Annotated in this window: 15 protein-coding genes; 9 read left to right on the top strand and 6 right to left on the bottom strand. The window is 65.8% G+C overall.

All coding sequences use genetic code 11. From position 1 onward, the window contains the following. Positions 1-107: 107 nt before the first annotated feature. The 4 genes from B0B15_RS02365 to dnaA form a co-directional block, all read right to left on the bottom strand. A complete protein-coding gene (locus B0B15_RS02365; RefSeq protein WP_076673108.1) occupies positions 108-596 on the bottom strand; it encodes a DciA family protein in 489 nt (162 codons plus the stop codon). Beyond that, on the bottom strand, positions 589-1,743 hold the full coding sequence (gene recF / locus B0B15_RS02360) for a DNA replication/repair protein RecF (protein ID WP_076673107.1): 1,155 nt from the start codon (positions 1,741-1,743) through the stop codon (positions 589-591). The genes B0B15_RS02365 and recF overlap by 8 nt, the downstream gene beginning before the upstream one ends. 59 nt (positions 1,744-1,802) lie before the next feature. Beyond that, positions 1,803-2,954: a DNA polymerase III subunit beta gene (gene dnaN / locus B0B15_RS02355; RefSeq protein WP_076673106.1), complete on the bottom strand. Its 1,152-nt coding sequence runs from the start codon at positions 2,952-2,954 to the stop codon at positions 1,803-1,805. Positions 2,955-3,404: 450 nt separating this feature from the next. Next, positions 3,405-4,832: a chromosomal replication initiator protein DnaA gene (gene dnaA / locus B0B15_RS02350; RefSeq protein ID WP_076673105.1), complete on the bottom strand. Its 1,428-nt coding sequence runs from the start codon at positions 4,830-4,832 to the stop codon at positions 3,405-3,407. Between the two features lie 294 nt (positions 4,833-5,126). Here dnaA and rpmH point away from each other — a divergent pair, with 294 nt between their 5' ends. From rpmH to B0B15_RS02305, 9 genes are all read left to right on the top strand, one after another. Then, positions 5,127-5,264 (top strand): 50S ribosomal protein L34, encoded by a 138-nt coding sequence (gene rpmH / locus B0B15_RS02345; RefSeq protein WP_005054680.1) that lies wholly within the window; start codon positions 5,127-5,129, stop codon positions 5,262-5,264. A gap of 8 nt (positions 5,265-5,272) precedes the next feature. Then, positions 5,273-5,611: a ribonuclease P protein component gene (gene rnpA, locus B0B15_RS02340; protein ID WP_076673104.1), complete on the top strand. Its 339-nt coding sequence runs from the start codon at positions 5,273-5,275 to the stop codon at positions 5,609-5,611. Then, entirely contained in the window at positions 5,608-5,964 is a 357-nt protein-coding gene (gene yidD / locus B0B15_RS02335; RefSeq protein WP_256334147.1) for a membrane protein insertion efficiency factor YidD, read from the top strand. The genes rnpA and yidD overlap by 4 nt, the downstream gene beginning before the upstream one ends. A gap of 2 nt (positions 5,965-5,966) precedes the next feature. Continuing rightward, the gene (yidC, locus tag B0B15_RS02330; RefSeq protein ID WP_176776548.1) at positions 5,967-7,040 is read left to right on the top strand and encodes a membrane protein insertase YidC; all 1,074 of its coding nucleotides are present in this window, start codon (positions 5,967-5,969) and stop codon (positions 7,038-7,040) included. A 15-nt stretch (positions 7,041-7,055) separates the two neighbouring features. Further along, positions 7,056-7,559, top strand: a complete 504-nt coding sequence (locus B0B15_RS02325; RefSeq protein ID WP_076673103.1) for a Jag family protein — start codon at positions 7,056-7,058, stop codon at positions 7,557-7,559. An 8-nt stretch (positions 7,560-7,567) separates the two neighbouring features. Then, positions 7,568-8,197, top strand: coding sequence for a 16S rRNA (guanine(527)-N(7))-methyltransferase RsmG (gene rsmG, locus B0B15_RS02320; RefSeq protein WP_076673102.1), 630 nt, complete (start codon positions 7,568-7,570; stop codon positions 8,195-8,197). Between the two features lie 4,782 nt (positions 8,198-12,979). Further along, on the top strand, positions 12,980-13,909 hold the full coding sequence (locus tag B0B15_RS02315; protein ID WP_371113230.1) for a ParA family protein: 930 nt from the start codon (positions 12,980-12,982) through the stop codon (positions 13,907-13,909). Further along, positions 13,909-14,874 carry a ParB/RepB/Spo0J family partition protein gene (locus B0B15_RS02310; RefSeq protein WP_076673100.1) on the top strand — a complete coding sequence of 322 codons (966 nt, stop codon included), beginning with the start codon at positions 13,909-13,911 and terminating at the stop codon, positions 14,872-14,874. Before B0B15_RS02315 ends, B0B15_RS02310 begins: the two co-directional genes overlap by 1 nt. A 72-nt stretch (positions 14,875-14,946) precedes the next feature. Continuing rightward, on the top strand, positions 14,947-15,294 hold the full coding sequence (locus B0B15_RS02305; protein ID WP_076673099.1) for a tryptophan synthase subunit alpha: 348 nt from the start codon (positions 14,947-14,949) through the stop codon (positions 15,292-15,294). A 164-nt stretch (positions 15,295-15,458) separates the two neighbouring features. Here B0B15_RS02305 and trxA read toward each other — a convergent pair whose 3' ends face one another. Continuing rightward, on the bottom strand, positions 15,459-15,782 hold the full coding sequence (gene trxA, locus B0B15_RS02300) for a thioredoxin (protein ID WP_076673098.1): 324 nt from the start codon (positions 15,780-15,782) through the stop codon (positions 15,459-15,461). A 62-nt stretch (positions 15,783-15,844) separates the two neighbouring features. Then, positions 15,845-16,831: a thioredoxin-disulfide reductase gene (gene trxB, locus B0B15_RS02295; protein WP_076673097.1), complete on the bottom strand. Its 987-nt coding sequence runs from the start codon at positions 16,829-16,831 to the stop codon at positions 15,845-15,847. Positions 16,832-16,872: the final 41 nt, after the last annotated feature.

Here is a 16,872-nt window from a genome sequence, read left to right as displayed (position 1 = left end):
TCCAGATCGATTCGTCGGAATCTCCATCCTACCGCGCGGGGCTCGCTGGAATGGCGTGTGAGGCCCTACGCGGCGATAAATCGTGTCGAACCGGGACCGACCATGGCCTAACCGTAGGTATCGCGCGGACCGCGGCCTGGAACGGCTCTGGGCCCCCATTTCCAGGAGGGGACGTCGGGTCCGACGAAGCGGATTGCTTCGACCCCCGCCTCGGGGAAGCGCCGAATGATCTCCGACAGGATGTGCGCACGCATCAGCTGCAACTGCTTCGCCCACGCCGTCGAGTCGGCCTGGATGGTCAGGATGCCGGCATCCAGCGCCACGGGACGGGTGTGGGCGGCGGTGTCCGCGCCCGCCACGTCGTCCCAGGTGCGCACAAGGTCCTCGCGCGAGAGCTGCGGCTCCCACCCCGCGGAGCGCGTGAGCGACGACAGGACGTCGCCGAGCCCGCGTGGATCACGGCCGGGCGCGAACGGCGCGTTCTCTCCGTCATCGACGCGGCGTCGCCGCTTCTTCTTGCGGTAGGGCGAGGGTTCGAGCCCGCGCAGCCGCAGATAGGTCGCCATGGTCTCGGGCAGTTCCGACTCGTCAGTCATCGAGCGTCTCCCGGATGCGTCCCGCCTCGACCCGGACGACATGGGCGCGAAGCGCATCGGGGACGTCTTCCTCGACCGCGGAGGTGACGATGACCTGCTCGTAGCCGCCGGCCAGTTCCGCCAGGCGCGTGCGGCGGCCGGAGTCGAGCTCCGCGAAGACGTCGTCGAGGATGAGGACCGGATCGCCGAGACGGGATTCGGCGCGCAGCAGTTCCGCCGACGCGAGCCGCAGCGCGAGCGCGACCGACCAGGATTCGCCGTGCGACGCGTAGCCCTTGACCGGCAGGCCACGCACTTCCAGCACCAGGTCGTCGCGGTGGGGCCCCACGAGCGTGAGACCGCGCTCGAGCTCCGCGCTGCGTCGGGCGGCGAGCGCCGTGCGGAATTGATCGGCGAGCGGAGCCGAAGAGCCGCCGGCGTCCGTGGATTCGCCCTCCTCGGGGTCAGCGCCGCCGACGGAGAGGGCCCACGACAGACGGGGTCCGTGCTCCGCGCCCGCGATCGCGGCGTAGGAGCGCGCCATCGGTTCGGAGAGATCGGATGCCAACGCGAGCCGGGCTTCGATCACCTCGGTGCCGAGCGAGACGAGCTTGTCGTCCCAGACGTCCAGCGTGCTGAGGGAGTCGCCGCGCACACCCCGCGCCCGAGCAGACTTCAGCAGCGCGCTGCGCTGACGCAGGACGCGGTCGTAGTCGGCGAGCACGGCGGCCATCCGCGGGGTGCGCTGCACGATGAGCTGGTCGGCGAAGCGACGTCGGGCCGAAGGGTCGCCCCGGACGATCTGCAGGTCTTCGGGGGCGAACAACACGACCTGGGCGTAGCGCGGGAGCTCCGAGGTCCGGACGTTGACGCCGTTCACGCGGGCCTTGTTGGCCCCCTGTCGGTTGAGCTGCAGTTCAAGCAGCACGCTGCGCTCACCGTGGGCGAGCCGAGCGCGCACGATCGCGGCATCCGTCCCGTCGCGGACCAGGGGGGCGTCGTTCGAGACACGGTGCGAACCCAGCGTGGCGAGATAGGCGACGGCTTCGACGAGGTTCGTCTTCCCCTGCCCGTTGCGACCGATGAACACATTCGCGCCCGCGGAGAGCGAGACGTCGACACCCGCGTAATTGCGGAAGTCCTTCAGTCCGAGCTGCTCCACGATCACCGGGTCAGACTACCCGTCGCCTCCGACACGGCGATCGCGACGGGAGCGACCACGGACCGTCAGCGCAGCAGCAGATTCGGCTGCAAGAGATACTTGAACGACCCTTCGCCGCCCTTGTCGACCGAGGTCTGCGGGGTGACGAGCACGGGGCTGAGCTTGTTCGCGTTGTCGCTCGACGTGAAGGTGATGCGCGCGAATTCGCTGCGCACGGCACCCAGTGACTCGAGCAAGTACTGGGGGTTGAGGCCGAGGGTCACTTCGTCGCCGACGAGGGTCGCGTCAACCGACTCGGTCGCGCGCGCCTGCTCGGTTCCCGACGCGTCCATCGAGACGCCTTCCGGGCCGAAGGTGAAGCGCAGGGGCGCGGAGCGGTCGAGCACCAGGGCGACACGACGAACGGCCTCGGCGAGCTCCGCCGTGTTCACGACACTGTGGTGCTCGGTCTGCGCGGGGAAGAGACGGCGTACGGGCGGGAAGTTGCCCTTGATGAGCAGCGACGTCACCGTCTTGTTGCCGGAGGAGAAGGCGATGATCTCGCGGTCACCCGAGCCGGAGAAGGCGATCGAGATGTCGCCGCCGTGCGCGAAGGTCTTCCCGACTTCCTGCAGGGTGCGAGCCGGCACGAGAGCCGACGTCGGCTCATCGGATGCCGCGGCTCCACCGTCCCACGGGATTTCGCGAAGAGCGACGCGATAGCGGTCGGTGGCCACCAGGCTGAGCTGGGTGCCGGTGACCTCGAGCTGCACGCCGGTCAGGACCGGCGTGACGTCGTCGCGGGAGGCGGCGAAGGCGACCTGAGCGATCGCCGTGGCGAACTCGTCGGCGGGGACGAGACCCGACTCACCCGTAACCTCCGGAATGGCCGGGTATTCCTGCACCGGCATGGATGCCAGTGTGAAGCGCGCGGAGCCGCAGGTGAGAAGGATGCCGCCGTCGTCGTCGACAGCGATCTGAATGGGTGCGTTCGGCAGGCGGCTCGCGATGTCGCTGAGCAGTCGGCCGTGAACGAGGATCGTGCCCGGCTCGTCGACGGTCGCCTCGATCGTGGTGCGGGCGGATGCCTCGTAGTCGAAGGCCGCGAGCGTGAGTCCCTGGTCGCCGGCCTCGATGAGCACACCGGCCAGGATCGGCTGCGGATTGCGCTGCGGCAGGAGCTTGACCACGAACGAGACGGCTTCGCTGAACACATCGCGATTGACGTGGAACTTCACGGGCGCTCCCTTGACGGCGGGTATGGCTTACCCATGCTAGTGCCCTGCTCCGGCTGCGCCGATCGAGCGTGGTCTGCACGGCAAGGTCATCGAATCTCTCTTAACAACGGGAAAGGATCTTCATCTTGTTAACCGCTGTGGAGAGTGTGGATAACTCGCGACACGCTTGTTAACGCAAGGGATCAGCTCGCTTGTTAACTGTGGACGCGTTGCGGAGACCCTGGGCACTTAACAGCGCCGCCGGACGTCGACCCTCCTCCGTCATCCACAGCGTTAACGCGTTCGTGCACAGCTCATCCGCAGAGAATCCGAGTTATCCACAGGTTTTCCACACTGTGCAGAACTGTCTGAAACATCGCGTTCCCCGGCGTTTCGCCGGCTGCTGAGGGCGGAAAAGACATGAGGGGTCCACCCGAAACCTCGGACGGACCCCTCATGCGAGGAGAGCGCTCAGCGCATGCGGCCGAGCTGGCTGGTGATCTCGGAGACCTGGTTGAAGATCGAGCGACGCTCCTTCATGAGGTCGCTGATCTTCTTGTATGCGTACATGACGGTCGTGTGATCGCGGTTGCCGAAGAGCTGGCCGATCTTCGGCAGAGACAGACTCGTCCGCTCACGGCACAGATACATCGCGATCTGTCGCGCTGTCGCCACGGCTTGCGAGCGGCTCGAGCCGTACAGATCGTCGACCGAGAGCTTGAAGTACTGCGCTGTCGCCGTGATGATGTCCGTCGGCGAGATGACGTTCGCGTCATCCTGGTCGATGATGTCGCGGAGGACCGTCTGGGCCAGCGACATGTCGAGCGTCGATCTGTTCAGACTCGCGAAGGCGGAGACGCGGATGAGGGCGCCCTCGAGCTCGCGAATATTGGACGAGACGACGGTGGCGATGTACTCGAGCACATCGTCGGGGATGAGCAGCCTCTCGCTCTGCGCTTTCTTGCGGAGGATGGCGATGCGCGTTTCGAGGTCGGGCGCCTGGACGTCGGTGATCAGGCCCCATTCGAAGCGGCTGCGCATCCGGTCTTCGAAGCCGGTCAGCTGTTTCGGCGGGAGGTCGCTGGTGATGACGACCTGTTTGTCGTGGTCGTGCAGCGTGTTGAAGGTGTGGAAGAACGCTTCCTGCGTCTCGGCGCGGCCCTGCAGGAACTGGATGTCGTCGATCAGGAGGATGTCGACGTCGCGATAGCGCGCCTGGAACGCCGAGCCGCGGTTGTTCGCGATCGAGTTGATGAAGTCGTTCGTGAACTCCTCACTCGAGACGTAGCGGACACGGATGCCGGCGTACATGCTCGCGGCGTAGTCCCCGATGGCGTGGAGGAGGTGCGTCTTGCCAAGACCGGAGTCGCCGTAGATGAAGAGCGGGTTGTACGCCTTCGCCGGCGCTTCGGCGACTGCCACGGCGGCGGCATGGGCGAACCGGTTGGACTGCCCGATGACGAAGTTGTCGAAGGTGTACTTCGGATTGAGCCGGGTGTCGTTGCGCGAGGCGGGGACGATCGGTTCGGGTGCCTGTTCTGTCACGACGCCGTGTGCGGCGGGCACGGCGGAGCGATCCGGGGTCGCCGCCGTCGGGGAAGAAGACGGACGCGGTGACTCCACGAGATCGGGATTCACCACGACGCGGAACGTGCCGACGGAGGGGTCATCGCCCTGGACCTGTGCAAGGGCTTCGAGGATGGGGGCGCGCATGCGCTTGTTGAACTGCGCCGCCGTCAGATCGTTGGGCACGTCGAGATAAAGCGTCCCGCCCATGACCCCCTGGGGCACGGCGAGGTTGAGGAAGCCGTGCAACTGCGGAGTGACGCGGTCATCGGTGAGAAGATGGTCCAGCACGGCCGACCAGACGGGGACATCCGGTACTTCGTGCAGAGACATATCCCCTCCGGGATCTAGACGCGACGGGTGGTCGACGTGTCGCGTCGAGCCTGTGGATAACTTCCGGGGCCACGCTAGTTCGCGGCTCTCTCGGAGCAAAATCCACTGTAGGACCCGGCCGCGTGTCTTTGCCATGCTTGTGGACAACGCCTGGGGATAATGGGCGGTCGGCTCCCCGGTTTGAGTTAACGCCGCGCGCGACGTAGCCTTAGTCGGTTGACTTATGCCTATACGGCAGTCCCGACCCCGTCCCCGGCAGAAGAGCATCGGGCGACACCACCTCCGGAGTGACCCATGAGCAAGCGCACCTTCCAGCCCAACAACCGCCGCCGCGCCAAGAAGCACGGCTTCCGCGCCCGCATGCGCACGCGTGCCGGCCGCAGCATCCTCTCGGCGCGTCGCGCCAAGGGCCGCACCGAGCTCTCGGCCTGACAGACCCGGTGCTCGCGAAGCCGAACCGACTCACCCGCGGATCGGACTACAAAGCCACAGTCCGACGGGGTTCTCGTTGTGCCGGAGCGCACACGATCACGTACGTCGGCTCGTCGGCCGAGACTGATTCGCCTCGCTTCGGCTTCATCGTGAGCCGGCAGGTCGGCTCCGCTGTCACCCGCAACACCATCCGCCGCCGCCTCAAGGCGGTGTGCGCCGAGGCGCTCCCGTCCATCCGCGGGGGCGCCTCGATCGTCATCCGTGCACTTCCCTCCGCCGCCACGATCGACTACGCGACCCTTCGCGCCGACGTGGTGAGGTGCCTCGAACGAAAAGCGTCAGCATGAGCGCTTCGACACTCCCGATGTCCTCCACGGGGACCGGTCGACTTCGAGCGGATGCCGTCCTGGCATCCGTCCCGCTTCTCCCGCGTAATGCGGGGCTGATCCTGCTGCACGCGTATCGCGCCACGATCTCGCACGTCTACGGCGACGTGTGCAAGTACTATCCGTCCTGCTCCGCCTATTCGGTGGGCGCCGTGCAACAGCACGGACTCGTGAAGGGCATCGCGTTCACCGCGGCCCGTCTCGCACGCTGTCATCCCTGGGCTCAGGGTGGCATCGACGACGTCCGTCCTCACCGGGCCTTCCGCCACGAACTCACTCCGCACGGATTCGTCGTGCCCTCCCGAAAGGACTGATCGTGCAATTCGATCTCATTGGGACCATCCTCTGGCCGCTGAAATGGGCGGTCGAGCTCGTGCTGGTGGGCTGGCACGCGCTGTTCACGGCGCTCGGCATGCCTCCGGCAGCAGGTCTGACGTGGGTGCTGTCGATCATCGGCCTGGTGCTCATCGTCCGCGCAGCGCTGATCCCGCTCTTCGTGAAGCAGATCAAGAGCCAGCGCAAGATGATGGAGATCGCCCCCGAGCTCCGCAAGGTGCAGGAGAAGTACCGGGGCAAGCGCGATCAGCTCTCGCGAGAAGCGATGAGCCGCGAGACGATGGCGCTCTACAAGAAGCACGGCACCACCCCCGTGTCCAGCTGCCTTCCACTGCTGGTGCAGATGCCGATCTTCTTCGCTCTCTTCAGCGTTCTGAACGACGTGTCGAAGCACGCGGCGAGCGGAGTCGGCGGTGTGGGTCTGCTGACGCCCGAGCTCACCACCGAGTTCTACGACGCGCGCCTGTTCGACGTGGCATCCATGCACGTGAACCTCGTGACCGCGTGGAGCCAGCCCGACGGTCAGGTGACCGTCGCCATCCTGCTGACGCTCGTGGTGCTGATGATCGGTTCGCAGTTCTTCACGCAGCTGCAGATCATCTCGAAGAACCTGTCGCCGGAGGCCAAGACGGGTCAGGCGTACCAGATGCAGAAGATCATGCTCTACATCCTTCCGCTGGCGTTCATCTTCTCCGGTGTCTTCTTCCCGCTCGGTGTCGTCATCTACTGGTTCGTCAGCAACCTGTGGACGATGGTGCAGCAGTTCGTCGTCATCCGCGAGATGCCCACGCCCGGTTCGGATGCCGCCAAGGCGCGCGAGGAGCGCCTCTCGCGCAAGGGCAAGGCCATCGACTCCACCGGCAAAGTCATCCCGATCGAGAAGTACGAGGCCGAACAGCAGCGTCTCCTCGAGGAGGCCGAGCGCGCCCGTGCCGCGGCGCCCAAGCGCCAGCAACCGGTGGGTAAGCAGCGCGCCAAGAAGCAGCAATCCACCAAGAACACCGGTGCCGCGGGTGGGACCGCCGGCCGCCCCGGCTCCTCCCCCGCTTCCTGACATCCGGAGATCACGATGACGACGTCCGATCAGATCGCCCCCGACCAGACCGCCGCCACCGAGGAGCAGCTCGAGCAGGAAGGCGACATCGCCGCCGACTACCTCGAGGGCTTGCTCGACATCGCCGATATCGACGGAGACCTGGCGATGGATGTGCGCGCGGGCCGAGCGTACGTATCCGTCGAAGCCGAAGATGCCGCCGCGCTGGGAAGCCTGTCGCACCCTGACACGGTGCAGGCGCTGCAGGAGCTCACGCGGCTTGCCGTGCAGAACTCGACGGGCCGTTTCTCGCGGCTCATCCTCGACATCGGGGGCTCTCGGGACGCGCGACAGCGTCAGCTCGAGAACCTCGTCGACCGGGCCATCGCTCGCCTCGACGAGGGCGCCTCGCAGGCGTCGCTTCCCGCGATGTCGAGCTACGAGCGCAAGCTCGTTCACGACATCGCGGCTGACCGGGGATACTCCTCCGAGTCGTTCGGCGAAGGTGCTGACCGTCACACCGTGCTTCGTCGCGGCTGAGGTTCGAGATGCCGGAACAGCTCGAAGCAGAGCCGGCCGTCGCCGAGTCGCTTTTCGGTGAGAACCTCGAGCGCGCCCGGCTCTTCACCGAGAATCTGGCGCGCCACGGCGAAGAACGCGGGTTGATCGGACCCCTCGAAGTGCCACGGCTGTGGACTCGTCACATTCTGAACAGTGCGATCGCGGCCCCCTACTTCCACGGCCGTGCGGTCGACGTGGGATCCGGAGCGGGTCTGCCCGGCCTCGTGCTGGCGATCGCCCGTCCGGATGTCGAGTGGACGCTCATCGAGCCCATGGAGCGTCGCACGGTCTGGCTTTCGGAGCAGGTGGAGGAGTTGTCGCTCTCCAACGTCACCGTGGAGCGGATGCGCGGTGAGGAGTGGACAGGAGGTCGCGTCTTCGATGTCGCTACCGCTCGCGCGGTGAGCGCTCTGCGCACGCTCCTCCCGTTCACGGCGCCGCTGGTGCGACCGCAGGGCCGTCTGGTGTTCCTGAAGGGCGCCAATGTGGGAGCCGAGCTCGACGCGGCCGCGAAGCAGGTGCGGAAGTTCGGTCTGCACGACGTGTCGATCGAGGTCGTCGGCGAAGGTGTGCTCGACGAGCCGACCCGCGTCTTTGTCGCAACGGTGTCCCGATGACGTGTAATCTTTGCCGTTTTTTGGCTTGATCAGGCTTTTTCTACCGGTTCCGGCTCGGATGACGAGATGCTGGCGTGCGTTCGTTCTCTGTCGGATGTCTGACGGAGGTTCGTGGTCTGCCACGTGTGCAACGGGTGGGGCGTCCTCGCCATCCGATAGCGGAGCGAGAAGGCACCGTATCCGAGCAGGCGCATCTGCGTGCGGGGGTGTCGAGGCCGGGATGGCTGCTCGCTCCGGGACCGCAGTGAGGTTACAGAATGGATCTGTGGTTGCTTCGCCCACCGCGGTGGCAGACCGACGGTCGAGGCGTGTCGACTCAGGATCGGGAGCAGAAGTCTCGATTCCGCGTAGATACGCGGGGATCGTAATGGTGTGCCTTCGGGCGTGAGCGGGACGCTGGCGGTGACGGCGGCACGGTCGGGAGCAGCCGGGCTTCGAGTGATCAGTGAACCGAGGTACGGCGAGCGGGCGTCTCGGCCATCAGTGTGCGTCGGGTATGGCCGTAGTGGCTGCTTCGGAGACGTTGGTGGTCTGCGGGTGGGTGATGGGCGACCCCCTCCCCCGCTCCCCTGGACGACGTCTACGGCTCGCGCATGACAGCGCTCGAGGTGCGGAGATCGCGGCCATTGCTCCCGCCGATGACGGTTCGGCGTTTGAGGCGTCGCGGACGTCCGGGTGGGGAGCCTCCTCGATCTTCGGCTCCGATACATGTGTCGCTCCCGGATCGACGACGTCACCGGATGGGTGGACGGGTGATGCGGGCACGGTGGCCGCTCGCTCCGATGCCCCCTGCGCTTGGTGCGTCCTCCGTCCATGGTGAATTCCGGCGGCTCCGCATGAGGGGCGCGGCGACTGCGGGCATTGCTTCATGTTTCACGTGAAACGCAACTCGATGGCTCGTGAGCGGTGAGCGGCGGAGTGAGATGAGAGGCGCTGTAGCCGTTTTTGGCGCCGGGATCGAGGTGGAGGTGGCGGTCGGGGTTCACGCTGAATCATCTCGCGGGGGTTCATCACTGACGCCGTAGGGGTCGAGCTGCATGCGCCTGTGCCGTCGCCTAGGACATCTCTCTGGATCTCATGGAGAGAAGGTGCTCGCGCCACTGCCGGTCTATCTCACCGAGCGGACAACTCCTCGCGTGCCTTCACCGTGGCCCTTCGGTTCTTATGCAGCCTGCGTCATGGGGTCTTGCGCGTCGTCAGTCCTCCGTTTCTGCGAACGCCAGCCGCCTGCCGAGTGTCAGGGGCGACGAGTGCGTTGACTTCGGAGCAAGCCGATCGATACGACGCTGAGGTCGGAGCCTGATGAACGACTGACGGGGCTCGAGAACGAGGGTCGCTCGTCGAGGATGGTGATGGTCAGGAGAGACACGACGTCACGGGCCGCCAAATGCCAACGCCGGGCGAGGGTCCGACGCGTTGGGCGGCGAGCAAGCGTGCAGATGCCGGGGGTTCTGAGGGGTCCTCTGTCGTCCTTGCGCCAAGTCTAGTTGGCCGATGGTCTTCGAGGCGCTGGACGGCCATGTCTGCGGCGCCGATGCCGCTCGTCGGTGAAGCATTCTCGTCAGGAGCGATGACTTCACGCGGCGCCTTTGTCGACGCAGTGTCCGTGGCGAGTGACACAGGCACACGCACTGACGCCCGCGCCTGCTTCTGGATTCTTACGCGAGCCGCGCACCGGCGCTGTGGTGCCGGGCGGTTGGGCCGCGTTCTGTGTCGCCCGGGCCGCCGTGTTCGCGGGCGGTAGAGAGAAAGTGGGTGAGCCTCGTACTACAGGGAACATCGCAGCGTACGGCGGCGACTCTCATCCACTCATTTGCGGCGACAGCCTCTCCCTGAAAGGATGCGGCGCCAGCGTTGTCGCTGGGGTGCGAAGACCCTCCCCCGGACCCGCGGGCTGCGCCGTGCGCGCCCGGGTAGGCGACGGAGTTGCGCCTCGACCTGGTCTCGTCGGACTGCCTGTGATTTCTCGTTGCAGGTGGGTGGCTCCCGTGGTCATAACGCGGGGCTGCGTCGACGGCCGCGATGACTTCGCGTAGGTGCGGTCGGCCACCCCGATCAGAGATCCGGCGCGGTTGTGCGTAGGGTCGCCGCAGAGGCCCGCGCCGTTCCTACAGGGCTTCGGGGCATACGGGGCCGGCTGGACCTCACGGCGTGGGATTCGCTGGAATCGCTCGAATGCCGCACTGTCCGTCGCTGACGGGTTCCCCACTCGTCGGTTGGGATGTGTTTCACGTGAAACGTCGGGAATCGGGCCTTACCTCGCTCGCTCCGGGGAGGCTCGGCGGCCGTGCTCGGGCACGACATGTTTCACGTGACACCATCGCGCGGCTGGCGAATAGAGAGGGAGCCGGCTCGTATCGCTTACGCGCAATGCTTCGCGGGGCGCTTCGCACACGACCGGATCCGCGCTGTGCCACAGCTCGATGGTACACGTCAGGCACGCAACGAACAGACCACCATTCCCGGTGACGGCCGGTGAGTTGGCGCCAGGCGGGTTCGGCTGGGCGAGTGCGATCGTGCCGCGCGAAGACGCGCGATTGTGTGACTGCGGTGCGTCGTGGCAGCGCTGAGGCGTGTCGCAGACTTCGCCTCCTTGATCGCCCGGAGATGCGACAAATCCATCGTGTGCGTTGTCTGAGTGCGGCCGTTCATGCGGTTTGGAATGTCCGGTCCGCCGCAGGCTGTGAAAGTGAATCGTTGTGGTCTTGGTCCCCGCCAGAAGACCGCGCGATACGATCGCTCTCTGGCAATGGAGCTGCTGCCGGATCTTGTGACAACCTGAAGAGTTCGTTCCGCGGGCCGCGTTTCCGCAACCTCCGGTTGAACGCGCGCGAGCGCGGCAGCGAAACCGCACGGCGGTCGGGTAGCGCGCATCGGCTGGACCCAGGTGTTTCGTGGAAGTCGCTTCCGGGCCGGCCGCGCGGGAGGTGGGCCCCTGTCAGGCTCCAGCTAGCCCGCCAACCGATCGGTCGGAATGAGGACGGATCCATACGGTCGAAGTGCCGATGTTTCACGTGCAACTCCCCGCGGCGGAGTGGCAGTTGAGCATGAAGGCTGCGCATTTCGGGAACCGACCGCACGTATCTCGCCCTACTTCCGTCAGTCGGCAGCACGCACGTCACCCCATGAATCATCGGTTGGCCAGGACGTGAGCAACGTCCCGCTCCGCCCACGCGTCGCGCGCAACGCGCCCGTTGAAGCGGGCCCATTCGTCGGGAAGACGAGCTGCTCCCGGGCGGCGGCGGTGTCTCTTAGAAGGCACACTAACGGCGCATTAGTGGGGTCCGGCTCGCGATGTTTCACGTGAAACGCCTCACCGGCTCACGCGGCGTTTCATAATCCAAGACCGTGGATGGCTGCGCACCGTCGTGATTGGAATTTTCGATGCGACACGTCTAGACGGGCGTTCATCCCGCCGCTCACGGGCGCAGCCCGGCGGGACGCGTGAGCTCGCCGGTCAAAGGACCATCGACGTTCGACCAAACCTTCCCGCCAAGCCCAGGCGAAACCGGCGCGGGCGTAGCCCTTGACTCAGCGTGGTCGTCTACGGGCGAGGTGTGAGCGCGTACCGTAAGAGCTGCGTTTGGCAACCCTTCCGTTTCACGTGAAACATCAGAACCGACGATCGTCACGTCGGTGACGGATTCTCTGGGCGAGAGTCACCTATCCCCTAAGGTCTCCGGGTGCAACGCGCATCCGCCGACATTGTCGACTCAGACTCGATCAGCGCCCATCGCTCTTTTCCGGCGTCTTGCTGCGACTGGTCACCGGATGCCACCCTGTCCTCGAATCACTGCTCCGCCGTGTCGCTGCACCGCCGTCGGCCATACGAACGCCTCATCTTGCCAGCGCGCGAAGGCAGACACACTACCGAGTTGAGTTCCGAGACGGTCCCTGATTTTGTTGTTGACCGCTGATAAGGCGATCGGTTCCCGTGGGGTTGCGGCGTGGCATCCGACGAAAGCGTCTTGATGCTTCTCAGCGACTTCTCAATCGCTCCGCACAACGAGCGGGCGGCGTCAGATGCGCGATACCGAACGGGGTGCAGGAAGGAGGTGGGCTAATCTCTTTGCGGATCGGATCCAGACGGACGGCGGGTTAAGGTCGCGGACTGGCGACGTCGGCCTCCGCTCGCCTCCGGCGGCCGGGCCGCGCTGAAGCACGAGCAGTGCCGGTTTGATACCGCCACCGTTCGGGTGAGCTGCCGCGGGGTGATTCCGGAATGGCGGCGGTGGTACTCGGTGGAGCATCGGTGAAATCTCGATGCGCGGACTTCTCTCGAACGCGAAATCCGACGGGGATCTCTCCACCCGCGTAAGGAGGAAATGTGCCGAAGCGGGAGCGGAGATTCATCGGCGTACGCCGGCTATTCCGCGCGGTCCGTTGATAGCGGTGCATATTGTCCGATCACGGCATGCAGCACGTGGCGCCCGCTTGGGCAGTGCTCTTGAGTAATGCGATTGCAGCGACAGGGCGCACTGAACCCAGAACGAGTGCGTGCCGTTATGTGCCCCGCTCCGTGCCCTGTCGGCGAGGGTGCGGGCGATTGCGATGACCGTGGACCCGTGGCTCGGCCATTACCGCTGCAAAGTCGCGTCCGCGACGAGTAGCCGCTGCTGGTCGAGGGCTCCGCGCGGCTGTCGCCTTTCAGGCCCGTTGATGAAACGTGTCGTCACTACCAGAACCCACAACCTTGATCCCACTGCGTCCTCACCATCGTGTTCATAGCCACGTGGATGTCGCACCGCGCAGGTAGACTGGGCGAGTTCGCGACGGAGAGGTGTGTTTCACGTGAAACAGTCCGGTGAGGCATCTGCGTCGTCATTCTCGCTCGACGACTCCCCCATCGCTCGCGAGATTGCTGACCTGTCTGCTCGTCGTCGCGCGCTGGAAGCCGCGAAGGTGGAACTGTCGGGTCGTACTCGTGTGTTCACCGTCTCGAATCAGAAGGGTGGCGTCGGGAAGACGACCACTGCTGTGAACGTCGCCGCCGCCCTCGCATCCGTCGGCGCGCGAGTGCTCGTCATCGACCTCGACCCCCAGGGGAATGCGTCGACCGCTCTTGGTGTCGCACACAACGCGGAGACGCCCAGCATCTACGACGTGCTGATCGACGAATTCCCCCTCGCAGATATCATCCAGACGAGCCCGGAGTCGCCGAACCTTCTCTGTGCTCCCAGTACGATCCACCTGGCCGGCGCTGAGATCGAACTTGTTTCTCAGGTGGCGCGTGAGCACCGGCTCCGTGGCGCTCTTCGTGATTATCTCGCGATCGACGACAACCACCTGGACTTCGTGATCATCGACTGCCCGCCCTCGCTGGGTCTTCTCACGATCAACGCGTTCACGGCGGCTGACGAAGTGATGATCCCGATCCAGTGCGAGTACTACGCGCTCGAGGGGCTCAGTCAGCTTCTCGGGAGCGTCCAGATGATCCAGAAGCACCTCAACCCGACATTGCACGTGTCGACGATCCTGCTCACGATGTACGACGGGCGCACGCGTCTCGCGCAGCAGGTGGCCGAAGAGGTTCGCTCTCACTTCACGAGTGAGGTGCTGGACACGGTCATTCCGCGTTCCGTCCGCGTGTCCGAAGCGCCGAGCTTCGGTCAGACCGTCATCGCGTACGATGGCCAGTCAGCGGGCGCCATCGCCTACCGCGAAGCCGCGGTGGAGATCGTTGCGCGAGACACCACGAAGAAGGGTTCCTGATGGCGAAGAGGACCGGACTGGGTCGCGGTATCGGCGCCCTCATCCCCACGGCGGAACCCTCGGAGGCTCGCCCGGTCGACGTGTTCTTCCCGGAGGGGAACAACGGGACGAAGAGTGACTCCCCCGCGGCATCCGTCCCGGCGGCCGACGCGCTGGTGAGCGTACCGGGCGCACGTCTCGTCCACATCGACCCGAAGTCGATCGTGCCGAACCCGCGGCAGCCGCGCACCCACTTCGACCCGGACGATCTGGCTGAGCTCATCCACTCCGTGCGGGAGTTCGGAGTGCTGCAGCCGGTCGTCGTGCGCGATAAGGGCGACGGCACGTTCGAGCTCATCATGGGCGAGCGGCGGACGCGCGCCTCGCGCGAGGCCGGCTTGGACACCATCCCTGCCGTCGTGCGGGAGACGGACGATGAGTATCTTCTGCGGGACGCCCTGCTGGAGAACCTGCACCGCTCGCAGCTCAATCCCCTGGAGGAGGCGTCGGCCTACCAGCAGCTGCTGGAGGATTTCGGCATCACCCAGGAGGAGCTGGCGACGCGCATCGGACGCTCCCGTCCGCAGATCAGCAACACCATCCGTCTGCTGAAGCTGCCCGTGCCCGTCCAGCAGCGGGTGGCGGCAGGCGTGCTGAGCGCCGGTCACGCCCGCGCGATCCTCTCCCTCGACGATGCGAAGGAGATGCAGAAGCTCGCCGACAAGATCGTCAACGAGGACCTGTCGGTTCGCGCGGCGGAGGCTGCGGCCAAGATGCCCGGCGTGGCCCCCGTTCGACAGAAACCCACGGCCGGCTCCCGCCGGAGCGGTCTCGACGACGTGGCCGACCGTCTTGGTGACCGGCTCGACACGAAGGTCCGCGTGTCGCTGAACGCAAAAAAAGGCCAGATCAGCATAGATTTTGCCAGCATTCAGGATCTGAACCGCATCCTTGCGGCGCTCGGCGAAGAGGGATACACGGGCTGACCGCGTCTTTGCATCCGCGGGGAGCGAACAGCTCGGCGCCCCGGTGTCGGTGGTGCGACGTACGCTGGAACGGTGACTGCGAACGATGACAACCTGCGCCGTCGCGCCAGCCTCGAGCTTCTGCGCGCCGAGGCATCCGACGAACTGGGCGTGCTGATTCACGAGCGTCTCCGCGGCGGCGAAGACCCGTGGGACTTCATGGAAGACCTCCCCAGCGTCGACGAGCTCGTCGTTCTCACGCTCCGTGCCGAGAACATCGCCGAGAACGGCGGTGTCCGCCCGAACAAAGCGCGCAATTATCGGGTGCTGCGTCAGATCGCCCTCGACTATCCCGCCCTCACGCGCGCTGTGTGGCGCATTCTGGGCGACGAGGAGCCGCACCGCCGCTGGGACGCAAGCGTACGTCTCGACGCCTCCTGAGCGCTACACAGGGCCTCTGACGGGTGAACCACCTCATTCGCAGACGCGCCGATGTGGAGCGCTTCGAGCCGACACGGCATCCGTCTTGTCACCGAGGACAAAGCGCCGCAATGAGAAGAGCCCCGACACCGGAGTGTCGGGGCTCTGTCGTCCGCGAGGGGAACTCAGCCGATGAACGCAGCGAGATCCTGCTCGAGCGCGTACTTGGGCTTCGCGCCGATGATGGTCGTCTTGACCTCACCGCCCTGGAAGACCTTCATTGCCGGGATCGAGGTGATCTGGTACTTCATGGCCAGATCGGGGTTCTCGTCGACGTTGAGCTTGAGGATCGTGATCTTGCCCGAGTTCTCGTTCTGGATCTCGTCGAGAACGGGGGCGACCATGCGACACGGTCCACACCACTCGGCCCAGAAGTCCACGAGAACGGGTCCGTCGGCCTGCAGGACGTCCTGCTCGAACGTCGCGGAGGTCGTCGCCTTGGCGGTCATTTCATATCTCCTTAGATGGAAGCGTCAGCTTGTGAAAACGCCGGTGAGGGCGAGTTTGTTCCTCAGACCACGGCCGCGTCGGGGAGTCCCTCGATCGGGCTCTCGGCGACCGCGGGCTCGCCGGCCTCCCCGCGCGCCGCGAGGAAGTGCTCGACATCGAGGGCGGCGACCGTGCCACTGCCCGCGGCGGTAATGGCCTGCCGGTAGGTGGGGTCGATGACGTCGCCGGCCGCGAACACACCGTCGACCGAGGTGCGCGAGGAGCGGCCGTCGACCCAGATGGTGCCCTGGTCGGTCAGCTGCAGCTTGTCGTGAACGAGGTGCGTGCGCGGGTCGTTGCCGATCGCGACGAACAAGCCGTCGAGCGGGAGTTCGCGCGTGGTGTCGTCGACGGTGGAACGCAGACGTACACCGTTCACCGCGTCGTCACCGAGGATCTCGTCGACCGCGCTGTTCCAGATGAACTCGATCTTCGGGTTCGCGAACGCGCGCTCCTGCATGATCTTCGACGCGCGCAGGGCGTCTTTGCGGTGGATGACGTAGACCTTCGAAGCGAACTTGGTGAGGAAGTTCGCTTCTTCCATGGCCGAGTCGCCGCCGCCGACCACGGCGATCGTGCGGTCGCGGAAGAAGAAGCCGTCGCACGTGGCGCACCAGGAGACCCCACGACCGGAAAGGCGGTCCTCGCCCTCGAGGCCGAGCTTGCGGTAGGCCGATCCGGTGGCGTAGATGACCGAGACGGCCTCTTCGACCTTGCCGCTGCCGAGGGTGACCCTCTTGACCGGGCCGTCGAGCTCGAGCGAGACGACGTCGTCGTAGAGCACCGTCGCGCCGAAACGCTCGGCCTGGGCCTGCATCTTGGCCATGAGGTCGGGCCCCTGGATGCCGTCGGGGAAGCCCGGGAAGTTCTCGACCTCGGTCGTGTTCATGAGGTCGCCGCCGGCTTCGACGGAGCTCGCGACGACGAGGGGCTCGAGGTTGGCGCGGGCCGCGTAGATGGCAGCCGTGTAGCCGGCCGGGCCGGATCCGATGATGATGACGTGACGCACGGTAGCGCGTTCCCTTCGTTGATTCCGCCGGATGAAACCCA

This window comes from Microbacterium sp. RU1D, from assembly GCF_900156435.1.
In the GTDB taxonomy this organism is placed as follows: Bacteria; Actinomycetota; Actinomycetes; order Actinomycetales; family Microbacteriaceae; genus Microbacterium.
This window is presented reverse-complemented; position numbering and strand designations above follow the sequence as displayed.